This window comes from Adhaeribacter terreus, assembly GCF_042657365.1.
GTDB classification, from domain to species: Bacteria; Bacteroidota; Bacteroidia; order Cytophagales; family Hymenobacteraceae; genus Adhaeribacter_A; species Adhaeribacter_A terreus.
Window position 1 is genome coordinate 269,003 of record NZ_JBHSKT010000006.1, and the last position, 15,092, is coordinate 284,094.

The following is a 15,092-nucleotide window of genomic DNA, read 5'->3' on the forward strand; positions in this document are numbered from 1 at the left end:
ATGGAAGCAGAAGCGAAAGAAGCCCGAATCATACCCGTAAACGTCAATAATTTTGTACGGGCTGAAACCGACAGGTATTTCTTAAGCAAAGTAAAGCAGGGTGGTTTCGGAAAGTTGATCCATGAACGACAAATGACGGACGTTGATAAGCAAACGGTGGTACGCATGAACCGCGATACACTCTATTCTTCAGGCGTATTCGATCTTCAGGCTGGCCCGTTAAAAATTACGCTCCCGGATGCCGGTAAACGGTTTTTGTCCATGCAAATTATTTCCCAGGATCATTTCACCATTGAAGTAGTTTACAAACCGGGTTCCTATAATTATCCCCAAGAGAAAGTAGGCACGCGCTACGTTTTCATCGTTATCCGTACTTTGGCTAACCCTGAAAACCATGTTGATCTGGAAGCTGCCCATCAGGTTCAAAACGCTATTAAAGTTGAGCAAAAAAGTGCCGGTACTTTTGAAATTCCGGACTGGGATCTGGTTTCACAGGGTAAGATACGCGACGCCTTAGCCGTACTGGGTTCATTTGGAGAAATTCCTGACAAGTTTGGCACCCGGGAAGAAATTAATCCTGTGCATCATCTCATCGGAACAGCCATTGGCTGGGGCGGAAACCCGAATTATGCAGCTATGTATTTCAGCGTTTATCCGGATCAGAATGAACCCCTTAAAGCTTATACGTTAACCGTAAAAGAAGTGCCTGTAGATGGGTTCTGGTCGGTGAGTGTTTATAATAGCAAAGGCTTTTTCGAAAAAAATGACCTGAATGCTTATACTTTAAATAACCTTACTGCCAAACCAAACCCGGACGGATCTATCACCATTCGTTTCGGAAACTGTGAAATAGGAGCAGACAATTGCCTTCCTGTTATGCCAGGCTGGAACTACACGGTTCGCTTGTATCGGCCCCGCAAAGAACTTCTGGAAGGAATGTGGCAATTCCCGGAAATTCAACCGGTAGATTAAAATTCAGGGAACAGGATCGCATTGTAGCACTTCTGCCAAAATGCAAAGAAAATAAAAAAGGCAGCTCCATTTCTGAAGCTGCCTTTTTGTTTTTCTGCTAAAAACGCTACCGTTTTCCGTTAAAAAACTAAACCAGTTTCTTATAGCGGATCCGTTTCGGTTCTACATCGCCGAGGCGTTTCTTTTTGGCTTCTTCGTAGTCGGAGAAGTTACCTTCAAACCAAACTACCTGGCTTTCGCCTTCAAACGCCAAAATGTGGGTGGCAATACGGTCCAGGAACCAGCGGTCGTGGGAAATAACTACGGCGCAACCGGCAAAATCTTCCAGGGCATCTTCCAGCGCGCGGATCGCGTTCACGTCCAGGTCGTTGGTTGGCTCATCGAGTAAGAGTAAGTTAGCGCCTTGCTTTAAGGTCATGGCCAAGTGCACGCGGTTACGTTCCCCGCCGGAAAGTACGCCTACTTTTTTCTCCTGATCCGCTCCGGTAAAGTTGAATTTGCTTACGTACGCGCGGGAGTTGATCGGGCGGCCAGCTAAAAGCATATTTTCCGTTCCGCCGGAAATGGTTTCGAAAACCGATTTATTTGGATCGAGACTTTCGTGCTGCTGATCTACGTAGGCAACTTCTACGGTTGGGCCCACGGTAATGGTGCCGGCATCCGGTTTTTCGCGGCCGGTAATTAAACGGAACAAAGTAGATTTACCTGCGCCGTTGGGCCCGATAATTCCTACAATACCCGCCGGCGGCAGGTTGAATGTCAGGTTTTCGAAGAGCAGTTTATCGCCGAAAGATTTGGTCAGGTTTTCTACTTCAATTACCTGGTTACCCAAACGCGGACCGTTCGGGATAAACAGTTCTAATTTCTGTTCTTTTTCCTTCACGTCTTCGCTCACCATTTTCTCGTAGCTGCCCAAACGCGCTTTCGATTTTGCCTGACGCGCTTTCGGGCTCATGCGGGCCCACTCTAATTCGCGCGCTAAGGTTTTCTGGCGTTTACTTTCGGTTTTTTCTTCCTGCGCTAAACGGTTGCTTTTCTGCTCCAGCCAGCTCGAGTAATTGCCTTTCCACGGAATACCTTCACCTCTATCTAATTCTAAGATCCAGCCGGCCACGTTATCCAGGAAATAACGATCGTGGGTTACGGCAATTACGGTTCCTTTGTAGTTCTGCAAATGCTGCTCCAGCCACAACACGCTTTCTGCGTCTAAGTGGTTGGTAGGTTCATCTAAAAGCAAAACGTCCGGTTCCTGTAAAAGCAAACGGCACAAAGCTACGCGGCGTTTTTCTCCCCCGGAAAGGTTGCCAATTATAGCTTCAGAAGGCGGCGTGCGTAAGGCATCCATCGCGCGTTCCAGTTTGTTATCGAGTTCCCAGGCGCCTAAGTGATCCAGTTTTTCCTGCACTTCGCCTTGGCGCGCCAGCAACTTATCAAAGTCCGCATTTTCATAGCCGAAAGCTTCGTTTATCTGGTCGAATTCTTTCAGCAAAGCAACCGTTTCGGCCACGCCTTCTTCTATAATATCTTTTACCGTTTTGGTTGGGTCCAGCTGCGGCTCCTGCTCCAAATAACCCACGCTGTATTCTTTAGAAGAAGCTACTTCGCCCTGGTACTGCTTATCTACGCCGGCAATAATTTTCAGCAAAGAAGACTTACCCGAACCGTTCAGACCTAAAACGCCAATTTTAGCGCCGTAGAAAAAAGAAAGGTAAATGTTCTTAAGCACTTGTTTTTGAGGCGGGTAGATCTTGCTTACCCCGGCCATCGAAAAAATAATGGTTTCGTTGCTCATATTTTCGTTGTTCGTTTGTCGTTGTTCGTTATTCAGATCTTTGTCCCCCTTTGAAGGGGGGATGATTTTTACGTTATCAGTTCAAAAGAAATTTAGATAAATCTCCTGTCCTCCCCTTATCCCCTCCAAATGGAGACTTTCGCAATATGCGTTCAAAAAAACGCTATGCTTTCGGGCCTAAAAAGTCAACCTGTCCTTCTACTAATCATTAATCATTATTCATTAATCACTAGTTAAAAACGCTATGGTTTTCGGGTAAAAAACCCATTTAAAAGGCTCTGTGGTACATTTCCTGATGCCATTTTTATTTCAGAGTATCTAAAAACGGCAGCATTCGTATGCAAAAACCCGGCGCTATTTATTCCTCATACCCAAATAAAAGGCAAATATCGGAAATTATAATAGGCATTTGGTTATGAAAATAACCGGAAAATAATAATCTTGTAAAAATTTTATTCTAAACTATATAGCTATCCAGTAAATGGAAAACAACGATCTGTTGGAAGAAGCGAAAAAATTCGGCTTCGTCCGGGACAACCAGGTGTGGCTCAAGGCTTTCATGGATTATCCGGAAAGAAAAGTGGGCGAGGTTAAAGAGGTGGAAGATGAATCGCTGCAGTATTTTGCGCACCGGTTCACCCAGTTCCGCGAAAAAGTGGACGGCCTGATCAGCAAGATCAACGAGTCTGAAAACAAGGGTTCGTTCCTGATGAAAGTGCTGCACCTGAAAGAACAGATCGGCAAGTACGATGCACTCGGCGATTTCGAAGTGCTGCACAAAAAACTGAGCGACGCCGAAAATGAGATCAAAGCCGCCATCAGCCGCAACCGCGACAAAAACCTGAGCACCAAAATTGCCATGATCACCGAGGCTGAAGGCCTGCGGGAAAGCATTGACTGGAAACCAACCGCCGAACGCCTGAAAGAGCTGCGCCAGAACTGGATAAAAACCGGCCCGGTAGAAAAAGCGCTGAACGACGAAATTGAAGAGCGTTTCCGCACCGCGGTAGAGCATTTCTTCAATCGCAAAAAAGAATTCTTCGAAGATAAACACGCCATGCTGAACCGGACTTTGGATAAATACAAAGCCCTGATCGAGCAATCGGAAACGCTGAAGAATTCGGAAGATTTTGAAGGCACTACCAAAAAACTGAAAGACCTGCAAACCCAGTGGAAAGAAGTGGGCGGCGACCTGCCGCGCAAAATGTCTAACGAACTCTGGGCTAAATTCCGCGCCGCACATAACTATTTCTTCGAACGTCTGAAAAACCGCATTACCGAAACCAAGGTAGAGAGCAAAGACAAGTTCATGGAAGAAAACCTGAACAAGAAAAAGCAACTGGTGGTGGAAGCCGAAGCGCTGTTGAAACTGCAGAACATGCAGGAAGCCACTACCAAAGCCAAAGAACTACAGGCCGCCTGGAAAAAAGTGGGCCCGGCCAAAGGTGCTGAAAGCGATTATACCTGGGAGCGTTTCATGATTGCCTGCGATAAGGTATTTGAAATGAGCAGCCTGGAACATTACATGCGCAAAAAACCACTTCCGGCCGAAAAAAACACCCTTGCCGACCAGACCCACGCGCGCATAAACGCCCTGAAAGATTTTATTAAATACGATAAGCAGGAAATTGAAGTGCTGGAAGGCAACCTGGGTAAACTAAGCCCGATCCCGAACAACGAAACGTTCCGGACAATGCTGCAGGGTAAGATCCGCAATTTCAACCGGAAAATTACTACCAAAACCGAGCTGATCGATTTCCTGAAGCAACGCCTGAACCCTGAAACATCGGCGGCTAAAACCGAAGTTCCTAGTCCGGAAAATGCTTCTCAGAACGCTGCTAATTCTCCCGAATAATTCTAAATCTTAAAAAATAAGCCTTTTTCCGATTACACTTCTATGAAATTGAAATCTCTCTTAGCCGGAGCACTTTTAAGCTGCGGCTTTCTGTCGGCCAACGCCCAGACTGGCCCGTACCTTGGCATTGTATCTGGTTACAATTCTACCTGGGTTTTAGATCAGAAACTTTTTGACGATCCAAACTATGATAGCCGCTCAACCTGGAATTCTGCTCCTTTTGGCGCGGTTATCGGTTATAAAGTTAACCCAAGCTCCAGCTTCCAGATAGAGGTTTTTAAAAACAACATGGGTGCGGAATTCGACATTAAGGGAAGCGATACGTTTGCCGGCGAAAAGAAAACCGTAGGCGAAAAGCGGATAGAACTGAAATATACTTCTGTGCCGATCCTCTATAAATTTACTTCCGGCGAAAAAGTACGTTTCAATTTCCACTTCGGTCCGCAGTTCAATTTCTTAAGCGAAGGTTCGGAAGTAAACCAGATAAACGAACGCACCACTTTAAACGCCAACCTGAGCAGCACCGATTTTACGGCCGCCGATGTGGCACTGTATGGCGGAGCTCCTGCTTCAGCAATAGATGTTGAAATTCCAACCAAAAGCGTAGTGCTGGCTGCCGGAACATATAACCGCCCGGATAATATTACTTACGTAAGCGGCAAAAAGGAAAACTTCAATTCAACGGATATTGGTGCCGCTGTTGGTTTAGGTATGGAAGCTGATATTGTAAGCAATTTATACCTCAGCGCCAATCTGCGGTTTTACTACGGCTTTAAAGATATTCGGAGTGATAAATGGGTAGAAATGGAAGAAAGCCGTGGATACTACGATTCACGCAACAACGTAACCGGCGGTTTCCAAATTGGCCTGCATTACCGTTTCGATCTGTAAAAAACGCTATGCTTTTATGCTCAAAAAGTCCGGCCCGCAAGCCGGACTTTTTTATGCGGTAGTTTTGAAGGCCAAAACCATAGCGTTTCCTGCAAAAAATAAGTCGTTCGTAAACCATTTTACGCCATAGTAGTACCATAGGAATAATTCATTTCCAAAACCTAATTGCGTACAACTATGAAAAAATATTTACTTTTATTCAGTACATTTTGCTACAGTGCCCTCGGCTTTGCGCAGGCAGATTACACCCCAAGCACCACCAACCGGTTTGAAGTAGGCCTGAAAGCCGGCATTAATAACACCTGGATCGTAATAGATAACGAACTGCAGAATAACGAGCACCACAACCACCAGTTCATGATAAAACCGTTGGGCGGCGCTTCTGTTGGCCTTAAATTTACCGAAAGCGCCAGCATTATGCTCGAAGGTTTCTATTCCCGCCAGGGTGCCAAATTCGACCTGACCGATGGCAATGATGGCGGCAGCAAAATTGGCGAAAAGGAAATAAAACTTGATTATCTGGTGGTTCCTTTGCTCATTAAATACACCGGCGCCGGCGAAACCCGTTTTGCGTTCCAGATAGGCGGCCAGATGGCTTTCCTGCTCAGCGGTACCGAAGAAAACACTTTCGACAAGAGCGGCACCATAGAAAACAGCTACACCGGCGGTCCGCGCGCTTACACCCAGGGCACTTACTTATTAGCCACCACCGATGCCGACAAAGAAACTCCGGAAACCGGCAAATTCAACAAAAAAGATTTTAACGTGGTAGCCGATATTGGTATGGAACACGAGCTTTCAGAAAATTCTTATTTTTCATTAGGCCTGCGTCTGGCTTATGGCTTTAAAGATATTCGCGCCGAAGAAGTACAAGCCAGCCCGAACGACCTCGATAAATTTACGCTTCGATACAACGTAACGGGTGGCTTACACGCCGGAATCCACTGGTTTTTATAAAAAGCGGCGTTTTTTTCTACAACAACCTAACATTTGTAAACCTTTCTCCGTTGTGAGTTAAAAAAAATCGGCCGGCAGGTTATTTACGCCAATAGGTTGGTTTTTTCAAGGAAAATTTTATTTTTGCAAACCATTTTTAAACCCCGATATTCATTTAAACCGAATTACTATGTATTGGACACTGGAACTTGCCTCCTACCTGGAAGATGCGCCTTGGCCGGCCACAAAAGACGAGCTGATCGACTACTCAATTCGCTCCGGCGCCCCAATGGAAGTGGTAGAAAACCTGCAGGCCCTGGAAGACGATGGTCAGCCATATGAAAACATTGAAGAGATCTGGCCGGATTATCCTACCAAAGAAGACTTCATGTTCAACGAAGACGAATACTAATATTTTCAATTAGAAATTATGAATTAGAAATTAGGAATTGCTTTTTCTGAACAGTTTTCATTTCTAATTTCTAATTTTGAATTTCTAATTAAGAAAGCATTGATTTTAGAAGTAAAAGATCTGGTTGCGGGTTATGAGCAGAAGCTTATCCGCAACCTTTTTTTTTCTGTTCCCGAACCGGCGTTTGTTGCCATAATCGGCCATAACGGCTGCGGCAAAAGCACGTTCTTCAAAACCTTTATCCAGCAAATCGATTATTCCGGTTCTATCTCCATAAAAGGCCAGGATATAAAGAAAATCCCTAATCCGGCTGCGCAAGGAATTCTGGCTCATTTACCGCAAAAAAACGTGGTTACCTTCCCGGTAAAAGTAAAAGACCTGGTAGTAATGGGCGCATACCGCAAAAAAAGCTTCTTCGAAAATTACACCCAGGAAGATTACGAAACGGTACGCTTTTTACTCGAAAAACTCCAGATCAGCCACCTCGCCGAACGCAATTTCCCCGACCTGAGCGGCGGCGAACAACAAATGGTCTGGCTAGCCCAACTCATGCTTCAGGATGCTCAATTGTGTCTCTTGGACGAACCCACCCAACAGCTGGACGTGTACCATAAAAAGAAAGTGTTCAAACTTTTAGCCAGTTGGGTGCAGGAAAACCATAAAACCGTGCTCTGCATCACCCACGATCTGCACAACCTGCATTTCATGCCCGGCTACCTACTCAACCTCTCCAAACCAAACCCGCAATTAGAAATCATTTCAACAGAAACAGTAGCCCAAAACCGCGAATTCCTGGAAAGCGCGCCGTTTTAGAAATGGTTGAATTGTTGAATTCAGAATTAAATTCAACCACCCCAACCCCTCCTTGAAAAGGCGGGGAGCATTCGCTCTTCCAGACATCTGTGTCTGGAAGCAATCTGCCAGGGGACATCTGTGTCCCCGTATCCAACCACACGGACAAGGATGTCGGCAGCAGGTTTAGTTTCGGACAAAAATGTCCAAAACAGCAATTTTTTTTTAATTCAATCTCTTAAATTGACAGCATTGCCCCAAGCCCACCTTGATAAGGAGAGGAGCTTTGAATCCGTCAGCTAAAGCAGACGGCAATGAATTTTGTCTGAATCAGAATTAATAGAATTTTAGAATTTTCAGAATTCCTTATTTATCAAATATCCACGCATATCGCCAGCGCAGCGTATCCTGAAAATCACGTTATGAAAGAAACTAAAATAAAAGAAAGCTGACTACGAAGTCAACCGACACCAGTTTCTGTTCCAAAGACTTTGGAGGAATACGGTGCCTTCGCAGAAGGCAGGCCGCCTGAGGCCAGTTTGCCTCCAAAGGCTTTGGAGCAGAAACGAAGCCTCCCGGCTTGAGGGAGAAAGCTAACGATGAAAGAAAAAAGTTATTAATTTATAGCTGAAGCCAGCTATAAAAAACGGTATCATTTCAGGCTTAAAAAGTCAATAGTAAACAAACTACCAACTTGATGAGATCTCTCCTGACGTCGAGATGACGAATAAAAAACGCTATGCTTTCGACCCCAAAAACCATGAAAAAGAAAAAGCCAGCCTTCACAGACTAGCTTTCCCATTAAACATTAATCCTTATTCAAACTCGCCATATCAATCACAAACCGATACCGCACATCACTCTTCAAAGTCCGTTCATAAGCTTCATTAATTTTCTGGATCGGAATCACCTCTACATCACTCATAATGTTGTGCTCGGCGCAGTAATCCAGCATATCCTGGGTTTCTTTAATTCCCCCAATCATAGAACCTACCAGACGTTTGCGTTTGGAAATGAGGTTGAAAGCAGCTACCGGTGTTGGTTCTGGCGGCGCACCGAGAAGCACCATGGTTCCGTCGCGTTTCAGCATGCTTAGGTACAGATTATAATCGTGCGGCGCCGAAACGGTATCGATAATAAAATGAAACGTATTCTTCAGTTTTTTAACCTGCTCCGGATCTTTGGTTACCGCAAAATTATGGGCACCTAAATCAAACGCATCTTTTTCTTTGCTTGGCGAAGTGCTCAGTACCGTTACATCAGCACCCAAAGAAGCAGCCAGTTTTACGGCCATGTGGCCCAGACCACCCAAACCGACAACAGCAACTTTATGGCCTTTACCCATTTTCCAGTGCATGATCGGCGAATAAGTAGTAATGCCGGCGCAGAGCAACGGAGCTACGCGTTTCGGATCGAGCTTTTCGGAAACTTTTAAAGTGTAATTTTCATCTACCACAATTTGCGAAGAATAACCACCGTACGTAACCGTTTTGTTGTCCATTTCCAGGCTGTTGTAGGTGCCTACGTTGTGGACTTCACAATACTGCTCCAGACCTTCCTTACAGCTTTCGCAGGTGCGGCACGAATCTACGAAGCAGCCCACACCTGCCAGATCGCCTACTTTGAATTTGGTAACTGCGCTACCTACTTTGCTGATCTTGCCTACAATTTCGTGGCCGGGAACCATGGGGTAAATAGAGCCACCCCACTCATTTCGCGCCTGGTGAATATCGGAATGGCAAACACCGCAATATAAAATATCGATGAGCACATCGTGTTCACCTACTTCTCGGCGCTCGAAGCTGAAGGGTTTCAGGTCTTCGGTAGCACTGGGCGCAGCATATCCTTTGGTTGGTATCATAGTTTTTTCAGGGTTTTAAGTATCGTTTAGAATATTGAAGTTCCGGAAATTTCCGGAGTTTCGGAAAAGAAAGATACCGGTTTGCATTGAATTAGGTTGCTTCGAAATGTAAAACTGTGGTTTTAACGTTCCCAGCTTTAAATGCATGTTTCAGAAACCTCTCATCCCGCAAGTTTAGCGCAGCGCAATTTGTGGGCTTCCATTTGGTCAGTTTGCAACTGGCCTTGCCTGTAAGGCAAACACAAAGCCAGCTATAAAACGATATGCTTTCGAAGCAAAAAAGTCGCAATGCTTCCGCAATTTATAAACTTGCTAACATTAAAAGTCACAAGTTACGGCTGTGCCTAAACTTGCGACATGAAAATAAAAAAGCCGCTCCGAAAACTTCAGAACGGCTTTTACTTTTTACCTTCAAAACGATATCATTTTGAAGGTAAAAACTAGAATTTCGTGATCGCGTCGCTCAGGTCGTAAACCGGCTGATCTTTCACTTCCTGCTGAATAATGCTGGCGCCGGCCGCCGAACGATAACCGCCTGCGCAATGCACCATAATTGGTTTATCGGTCGGAATTTCGTTGGCGCGCTCGCGAAGTTCAGGCAGTGGAATAGCAATGGCGTTCGGGAAGATCTGGCGCGTTTTTACTTCGCCGGTGTTCCGGATATCTACAATGGTAAAACTGTCCGGGTTTTGTTCGAAAGCGCTCAGATCAGTTTCCGGGGAAGTTTCTTCGCCAATTTCTTTTGCTACGATTCCGCCTTTCAGGTTCAGTTCGTACCCAATTTTGGCTGCCTTGGCAATGAGTTTTTCCAGCGTTTCGGCGGTTTCGGCAATAATGTAAAACTGCTCTTCCGGACCAACGATCGAACCAAGCCAGGTTTCAAATTTCAGGCCGTCCATTAAATTAATAGCGCCCGGCAAATGACCTTTCCGGAAGCAGGTCTGAGGCCGCGCATCAATAATAAGGCAATTCTTTTCGAAATCGCAATCCGCTTCGTAACGCGGCACTTCTCTTACGCTCGGTTTATAATCCGGGGCGCCTTTTTTGTTCAGTTCCACATCGTAACCAAAGTATTTCGGCACAAATGGCTGGTCTGAGGTCAGGAATTTTACGAATTGTTCTTCGGTCATTTCCTGCAAGGCGGAGTTACTCAGTTTTTCGGCGCCGATGGTGCTTACGTTGGCGCTGCTTAAACCTTTTCCGCAAAGTGAACCGGCGCCGTGGCTTGGATAAACCAATACATCATCGGGCAGTTTCATCAGTTTTTCGCGGGTGCTGTGGTACATCTGGCGAGCCAGATCATCGCGTTTGGCGGTTAAATTACCCACGTTTTCGCGCAGATCCGGGCGGCCTACATCGCCAATAAACAGCGTATCGCCGGTAAAAGCAGCAACTTCTTTCTGGTTTTCGTCTTTTAATAAAACGGTGATGCTGTCGGGCGAGTGGCCGGGCGTATTGATGGCGTGCAGCGTAACTTTTCCGATCTGGAAGAAATCGCCGTCGTCGAAAGTTTCGTGCTCGTATGTTGCGCCTAAAAGTTTGCTCACGTAAATTTTCGCTTCTTTTCCGGTGGCAATTTCCAGGTGCGAGCTCACAAAATCGGCGTGCGGGTGCGTTTCTATTACGGCTACAATGCGGGCATCGTGTACCAGCGCAAACTCGTAATACGGCTGCGGATCGCGGGCCGGGTCTACCAGCGCAATTTCGCCTTCACTCAGAATGGCGTAAGAATAATGGGCCAGCCCTTTGTCTTCGAACTGGTGTATTTTAAAGCATGGATTCTCCATAAATTTCGGGATTGATGTAAGCAATCTTATTTAAGAATGCGGTAAAGTTCGGCATAAACCCCGGAAATCCGATACTTTTTTCCGGAAAAACGCTACCGTTTTCAGCCGAAAAGCTTATCCATTAAACCCTTCTTTTGTTCTGCTTTGTAACCGGCCATCTGCACCATTTCCACCACGTTTTCGGCTTCTACGTTATCGCCTTCCACGGTTAAAATTTTCTCCGGATCGTTGGTATTTACGTTCCAGCCCTGCACATTTTTAATTTTATCGAGGAAAGGTTTGGCCGTGGCCAGGCAGTTGCCGCAGTTAATATTGGTTTTGAATTTCAGGGTTTTCATACGAAAAATGATAGCGTTTTAAGGAAAGTAAGTTATACGTTTGAATTTAAAACTACGCTATGGCCGCAATTTTTTATCTTTGAACATGAACCGAATATTTTACGGCTTGTTTTTGCTGCTGCTGATTTGCGGTTGCCGCGAAAAACTTACTCCCGAAGATCAGAAAAAGCTGCGCCACGAACTGGAAGCCGAAGTTCCGAAAGCCAACGTGCGCGCATTTTTAACTGAATACGGCAAGAAAAATCCCGAAACCGAAGTGCTCATTTCTACCAGCCTCGGCAAAATGAAGGTGAAACTCTATGAAGATACGCCGCTGCACCGCGCCAATTTCATACGGCTGGTGAAAGGCGGCTACTACGATAATACCGTTTTCTACCGGATTCTGCGCGGTTTCATGATCCAGGGCGGCCACGCCAACGAACTCGACAATACGCCCGACCAATACACCGTTCCCGCCGAAATTCACCGCCATCATTTCCACAAAAAAGGCGCTTTAGCCATGGCCCGTTACGACGACAATATAAACCCCAACCGCGAATCTTCCGGCCATAATTTTTACATCGTGCAGGGCGTACCCGTCAGCATTCCCGAGTTGGAAGACATTGCTGAACAAAAGAAATTAACCTTAACCGAAGAGCAGAAAAAACTTTACCCCAAAGTTGGAGGCGCGCCCACGCTAGACGAACAATACACCGTTTTCGGCGAAGTAACCGAAGGCCTGAAAGTGCTCGATAAAATTGCCAATTACCCCGTAAACCCCGAAGACCGCCCCATAAAACCGATCTACGTTACCATGAAAGTTTTGAGATAGAGGAAGATAAAAGAAGAATGACTTTTTTCGGCCGAAGGCATAGCGTTTTCAATGTACATTTGCGAAGCAAGTCCCCCTTTGGAGGGGGTTGGGGGAGGATTTTTACATTATTCGATTTTTACATTAGTTGATCAGGAATGCGTAGGTCCTCCCCCAACCCCCTCCAAAGGGGGACGAAAAACCGACTTTTTCAGGCAAAAACCCTATCGTTTTCCTAGCCGAAAATAGCACATTAAAAACATTAGCACATTAACCAAATGAACCGTATTACCGAACTTTTCAAGATAGAATTCCCCATTATTCAGGCTGGTATGATCTGGTGCAGCGGCTGGGAACTGGCCAGTGCCGTGAGCAACGCCGGTGGACTAGGTTTGATCGGGGCAGGCTCCATGTACCCGGATATTCTGCGCACGCACATCCAGAAATGCAAAGCCGCTACCTCCAAACCATTTGGCGTAAACGTACCGCTTTTGTACCCGGATATTGACCAGCTCATGCAGATCATTCTGGAAGAAAAAGTGCCGGTAGTGTTCACTTCCGCCGGAAACCCGAAAACCTGGACGAAGACCTTGAAAGATGCCGGCATAACGGTGGGACACGTGGTAAGCAACGTAAAATTTGCCCTGAAATGCGAAGAAGCCGGCGTAGATGCCATTGTAGCCGAAGGGTTTGAAGCCGGTGGCCACAACGGCCGCGAAGAAACCACTACCTTCACCTTAATTCCGCTGGTGCGTGAAGCCGTAAAACTGCCTTTAATTGCTGCCGGCGGCATTGGAACCGGTCGCGGGATTTTTGGAGCTATGGCTCTGGGAGCTGATGGCGTGCAGGTTGGTAGCCGGTTTGTGGCTTCGGAAGAATCTTCGGCGCACCCGAACTTTAAAGCCAAAGTGGTAGAAGCGAAAGAAGGCGATACCGAACTGAGTTTAAAGCAACTTACGCCAGTACGTTTGCTCAAAAATAAATTCTACCACGAAGTAAAAGCTGCTGAAATGCGCGGCGCTTCATCCGAAGAATTAGCCCAGCTTTTAGGTTCACGGCGCTCTAAAAAAGGCATGTTTGAAGGCGATCTGGAAGAAGGCGAACTGGAAATTGGACAAGTGGCAGCAGCCGTAAAAAAGATCCAGCCTGCCGGCGAAATTGTGCGCGAAATGTGGCAGGAGTTTTTAGCTGCGCGGGAAGATTTTTGTAAGGTTATGTTTTAAATCACACTTCAACCCAAAGAAAAAGCCCGCTTTTGCCTTATGCGAATCGGGCTTTTTTTATATCAGACCATTATTTCGGGCAGGTATTTATAATTTGGCGCGTTCATTCAGCAACATATCCAGCATTTGGATCATTTCTTCTTCATTATCGGCAGTACGGCTTTCCAGCAGGCGGCCATTATGGTATATGGTTACAATGGGCGCCCTTTTGTTTATAATAAAATTTTTGGCTACCGGGTTATTATCGGCGTTTATGCGCAGAAAAACAATATCATGGTACTTCGGATTGTCTGAAAGATTTTCATATACCGGCACCAACTTCAAACAGGGCTCTCCGCATTCATCGGTGTGATACTTTAGAATTACGCAGGCGTTTTTGGCGGTTTCTACCAGCAATTCAACATCGTTGGTTTGTTTAACAGGCATATAGGCAAGTTTGAAGTAAGATTGAGATTTTAATACATTCAACGCCATTTATTCTAAATACAAAGCCCGCAGTTTTGTATTTAGGCATAAAGGCAGGAAAAAGTATTTGTACCAAGCCTTTACGTATAAATGAGAATTATGCTGAAAAAGAAACCAATAACTTTTAGAAATGTTTAACGTTTGGCTCTGAATTTTAAAATATTATTGTTGCAATATTTACGTTCTCACTTATAAAACGGTAGGGTTTGTGCCTTAAAAACTAAGAAAGAAACCGCTACCAAAAGCCATTGCAACCGCCTTAAACTAATAAAACTGAATGGTAAATTTCTAAAACTTCCGCAGCATTTTCCGGAATTCCTTCTCCGAATTAACCGAGCCGCATTTTATCATTTCGCCGTTTTTATAAATGGCTACAAAAGGTACTTCGCGTTGTTTTACCAGATTTTCGGCAATAGAACCGGGCTGCGCCTGCATCAAACCGAAGCTTATTTTCTCCAATTCCGTTTCTTCAGAAATTTCTTCAAAAAGCGGCAACAGTTCTTCGCAGCCTTCGCAATCGGTTTCCAGAAAATAAGTAATTACGGCTTGCTCATTTTGCTCGAAGAAAGCGTTCAGTTCGGCTTCGGTATTTATCAGGTTCATAAGTTCAGGTTCTGAAGAAGTAAAACTAACAAAAAAGCCCCGCAATGTTGCAGGGCTTTCTTTTTAAAAACGGTATGGTTTCAGCAAGAAAAAGTCTTCAATCTTTGGTCTTGCGTCTCAGATCTTAGAAACTGTTTTAAAAGCCATTAGCAACGTTTAAGCATTACTGAGATCATTGCTATATATACCATCGATTGGCTGTTCATTCTGTTCTTCTCATAATCTTTATTCAGACGCCTTGCATGCAGCATCCAGGCAAATGTTCTTTCTACCACCCATCTCCAGGGTAATACCTTAAACCCTTTCTGATCATCGTTTCTTAAAACCACCTGCCAGCACCAGCCCCACAGCTTTTTTACAAACCCTTTCAGGTCA

At 45.3% G+C, this 15,092-nt stretch carries 15 protein-coding genes; 8 read left to right on the forward strand and 7 right to left on the reverse strand.

Features of this window, described 5'->3' with window-relative positions; all coding sequences use genetic code 11:
• Positions 1-972, forward strand: a complete 972-nt coding sequence (locus ACFPIB_RS12005) for a DUF1254 domain-containing protein (RefSeq protein ID WP_378017702.1) — start codon at positions 1-3, stop codon at positions 970-972.
• Between the two features lie 127 nt (positions 973-1,099).
• On the opposite strand, the gene ettA is transcribed toward ACFPIB_RS12005, so the two are convergent.
• Positions 1,100-2,764: an energy-dependent translational throttle protein EttA gene (gene ettA, locus ACFPIB_RS12010; protein WP_378017703.1), complete on the reverse strand. Its 1,665-nt coding sequence runs from the start codon at positions 2,762-2,764 to the stop codon at positions 1,100-1,102.
• Between the two features lie 481 nt (positions 2,765-3,245).
• Between ettA and ACFPIB_RS12015 the strand changes: the two genes are divergently transcribed.
• From ACFPIB_RS12015 to ACFPIB_RS12035, 5 genes are all read left to right on the forward strand, one after another.
• A complete protein-coding gene (locus ACFPIB_RS12015; protein WP_378017704.1) occupies positions 3,246-4,619 on the forward strand; it encodes a DUF349 domain-containing protein in 1,374 nt (457 codons plus the stop codon).
• Between the two features lie 42 nt (positions 4,620-4,661).
• Positions 4,662-5,510 carry an outer membrane beta-barrel protein gene (locus tag ACFPIB_RS12020; protein WP_378017705.1) on the forward strand — a complete coding sequence of 283 codons (849 nt, stop codon included), beginning with the start codon at positions 4,662-4,664 and terminating at the stop codon, positions 5,508-5,510.
• 177 nt (positions 5,511-5,687) lie between these two features.
• Positions 5,688-6,467: a porin family protein gene (locus tag ACFPIB_RS12025; RefSeq protein ID WP_378017706.1), complete on the forward strand. Its 780-nt coding sequence runs from the start codon at positions 5,688-5,690 to the stop codon at positions 6,465-6,467.
• 169 nt (positions 6,468-6,636) lie between these two features.
• Positions 6,637-6,858: a DUF2795 domain-containing protein gene (locus ACFPIB_RS12030; RefSeq protein ID WP_007652164.1), complete on the forward strand. Its 222-nt coding sequence runs from the start codon at positions 6,637-6,639 to the stop codon at positions 6,856-6,858.
• A gap of 99 nt (positions 6,859-6,957) precedes the next feature.
• Complete coding sequence (locus ACFPIB_RS12035) at positions 6,958-7,671, forward strand: ABC transporter ATP-binding protein (RefSeq protein ID WP_378017707.1); 714 nt, start codon at positions 6,958-6,960, stop codon at positions 7,669-7,671.
• Between the two features lie 787 nt (positions 7,672-8,458).
• On the opposite strand, the gene ACFPIB_RS12040 is transcribed toward ACFPIB_RS12035, so the two are convergent.
• From ACFPIB_RS12040 to ACFPIB_RS12050, 3 genes are all read right to left on the reverse strand, one after another.
• A complete protein-coding gene (locus tag ACFPIB_RS12040) occupies positions 8,459-9,511 on the reverse strand; it encodes an NAD(P)-dependent alcohol dehydrogenase (protein WP_378017708.1) in 1,053 nt (350 codons plus the stop codon).
• Between the two features lie 440 nt (positions 9,512-9,951).
• A complete protein-coding gene (locus tag ACFPIB_RS12045; RefSeq protein WP_378017709.1) occupies positions 9,952-11,298 on the reverse strand; it encodes a rhodanese-like domain-containing protein in 1,347 nt (448 codons plus the stop codon).
• 101 nt (positions 11,299-11,399) lie between these two features.
• Positions 11,400-11,636, reverse strand: coding sequence for a heavy-metal-associated domain-containing protein (locus tag ACFPIB_RS12050; RefSeq protein ID WP_378017710.1), 237 nt, complete (start codon positions 11,634-11,636; stop codon positions 11,400-11,402).
• An 85-nt stretch (positions 11,637-11,721) separates the two neighbouring features.
• Between ACFPIB_RS12050 and ACFPIB_RS12055 the strand changes: the two genes are divergently transcribed.
• Both ACFPIB_RS12055 and ACFPIB_RS12060 read left to right on the forward strand, forming a co-directional pair.
• Entirely contained in the window at positions 11,722-12,447 is a 726-nt protein-coding gene (locus tag ACFPIB_RS12055; RefSeq protein WP_378017711.1) for a peptidylprolyl isomerase, read from the forward strand.
• A 257-nt stretch (positions 12,448-12,704) separates the two neighbouring features.
• Complete coding sequence (locus ACFPIB_RS12060) at positions 12,705-13,649, forward strand: NAD(P)H-dependent flavin oxidoreductase (protein ID WP_378017712.1); 945 nt, start codon at positions 12,705-12,707, stop codon at positions 13,647-13,649.
• Positions 13,650-13,736: 87 nt separating this feature from the next.
• On the opposite strand, the gene ACFPIB_RS12065 is transcribed toward ACFPIB_RS12060, so the two are convergent.
• From ACFPIB_RS12065 to ACFPIB_RS12075, 3 genes are all read right to left on the reverse strand, one after another.
• The gene (locus tag ACFPIB_RS12065) at positions 13,737-14,075 is read right to left on the reverse strand and encodes a thioredoxin family protein (RefSeq protein ID WP_378017713.1); all 339 of its coding nucleotides are present in this window, start codon (positions 14,073-14,075) and stop codon (positions 13,737-13,739) included.
• A 327-nt stretch (positions 14,076-14,402) separates the two neighbouring features.
• Entirely contained in the window at positions 14,403-14,717 is a 315-nt protein-coding gene (locus tag ACFPIB_RS12070) for a thioredoxin domain-containing protein (protein ID WP_378017714.1), read from the reverse strand.
• A gap of 146 nt (positions 14,718-14,863) precedes the next feature.
• On the reverse strand, positions 14,864-15,092 hold a 229-nt coding region (locus ACFPIB_RS12075), incomplete at its 5' end, for a transposase (protein ID WP_378017715.1).

Bases quoted from the DNA above. Each gene is read 5' to 3' on its own strand.
- ACFPIB_RS12005 (WP_378017702.1), top strand. From the start codon at position 1: ATGGAAGCAGAAGCGAAAGAAGCCCGAATCATACCCGTAAACGTCAAT.
- ettA (WP_378017703.1), bottom strand. From the start codon at position 2,764: ATGAGCAACGAAACCATTATTTTTTCGATGGCCGGGGTAAGCAAGATC.
- ACFPIB_RS12015 (WP_378017704.1), top strand. From the start codon at position 3,246: ATGGAAAACAACGATCTGTTGGAAGAAGCGAAAAAATTCGGCTTCGTC.
- ACFPIB_RS12020 (WP_378017705.1), top strand. From the start codon at position 4,662: ATGAAATTGAAATCTCTCTTAGCCGGAGCACTTTTAAGCTGCGGCTTT.
- ACFPIB_RS12025 (WP_378017706.1), top strand. From the start codon at position 5,688: ATGAAAAAATATTTACTTTTATTCAGTACATTTTGCTACAGTGCCCTC.
- ACFPIB_RS12030 (WP_007652164.1), top strand. From the start codon at position 6,637: ATGTATTGGACACTGGAACTTGCCTCCTACCTGGAAGATGCGCCTTGG.
- ACFPIB_RS12040 (WP_378017708.1), bottom strand. From the start codon at position 9,511: ATGATACCAACCAAAGGATATGCTGCGCCCAGTGCTACCGAAGACCTG.
- ACFPIB_RS12045 (WP_378017709.1), bottom strand. From the start codon at position 11,298: ATGGAGAATCCATGCTTTAAAATACACCAGTTCGAAGACAAAGGGCTG.
- ACFPIB_RS12050 (WP_378017710.1), bottom strand. From the start codon at position 11,636: ATGAAAACCCTGAAATTCAAAACCAATATTAACTGCGGCAACTGCCTG.
- ACFPIB_RS12055 (WP_378017711.1), top strand. From the start codon at position 11,722: ATGAACCGAATATTTTACGGCTTGTTTTTGCTGCTGCTGATTTGCGGT.
- ACFPIB_RS12060 (WP_378017712.1), top strand. From the start codon at position 12,705: ATGAACCGTATTACCGAACTTTTCAAGATAGAATTCCCCATTATTCAG.
- ACFPIB_RS12065 (WP_378017713.1), bottom strand. From the start codon at position 14,075: ATGCCTGTTAAACAAACCAACGATGTTGAATTGCTGGTAGAAACCGCC.
- ACFPIB_RS12070 (WP_378017714.1), bottom strand. From the start codon at position 14,717: ATGAACCTGATAAATACCGAAGCCGAACTGAACGCTTTCTTCGAGCAA.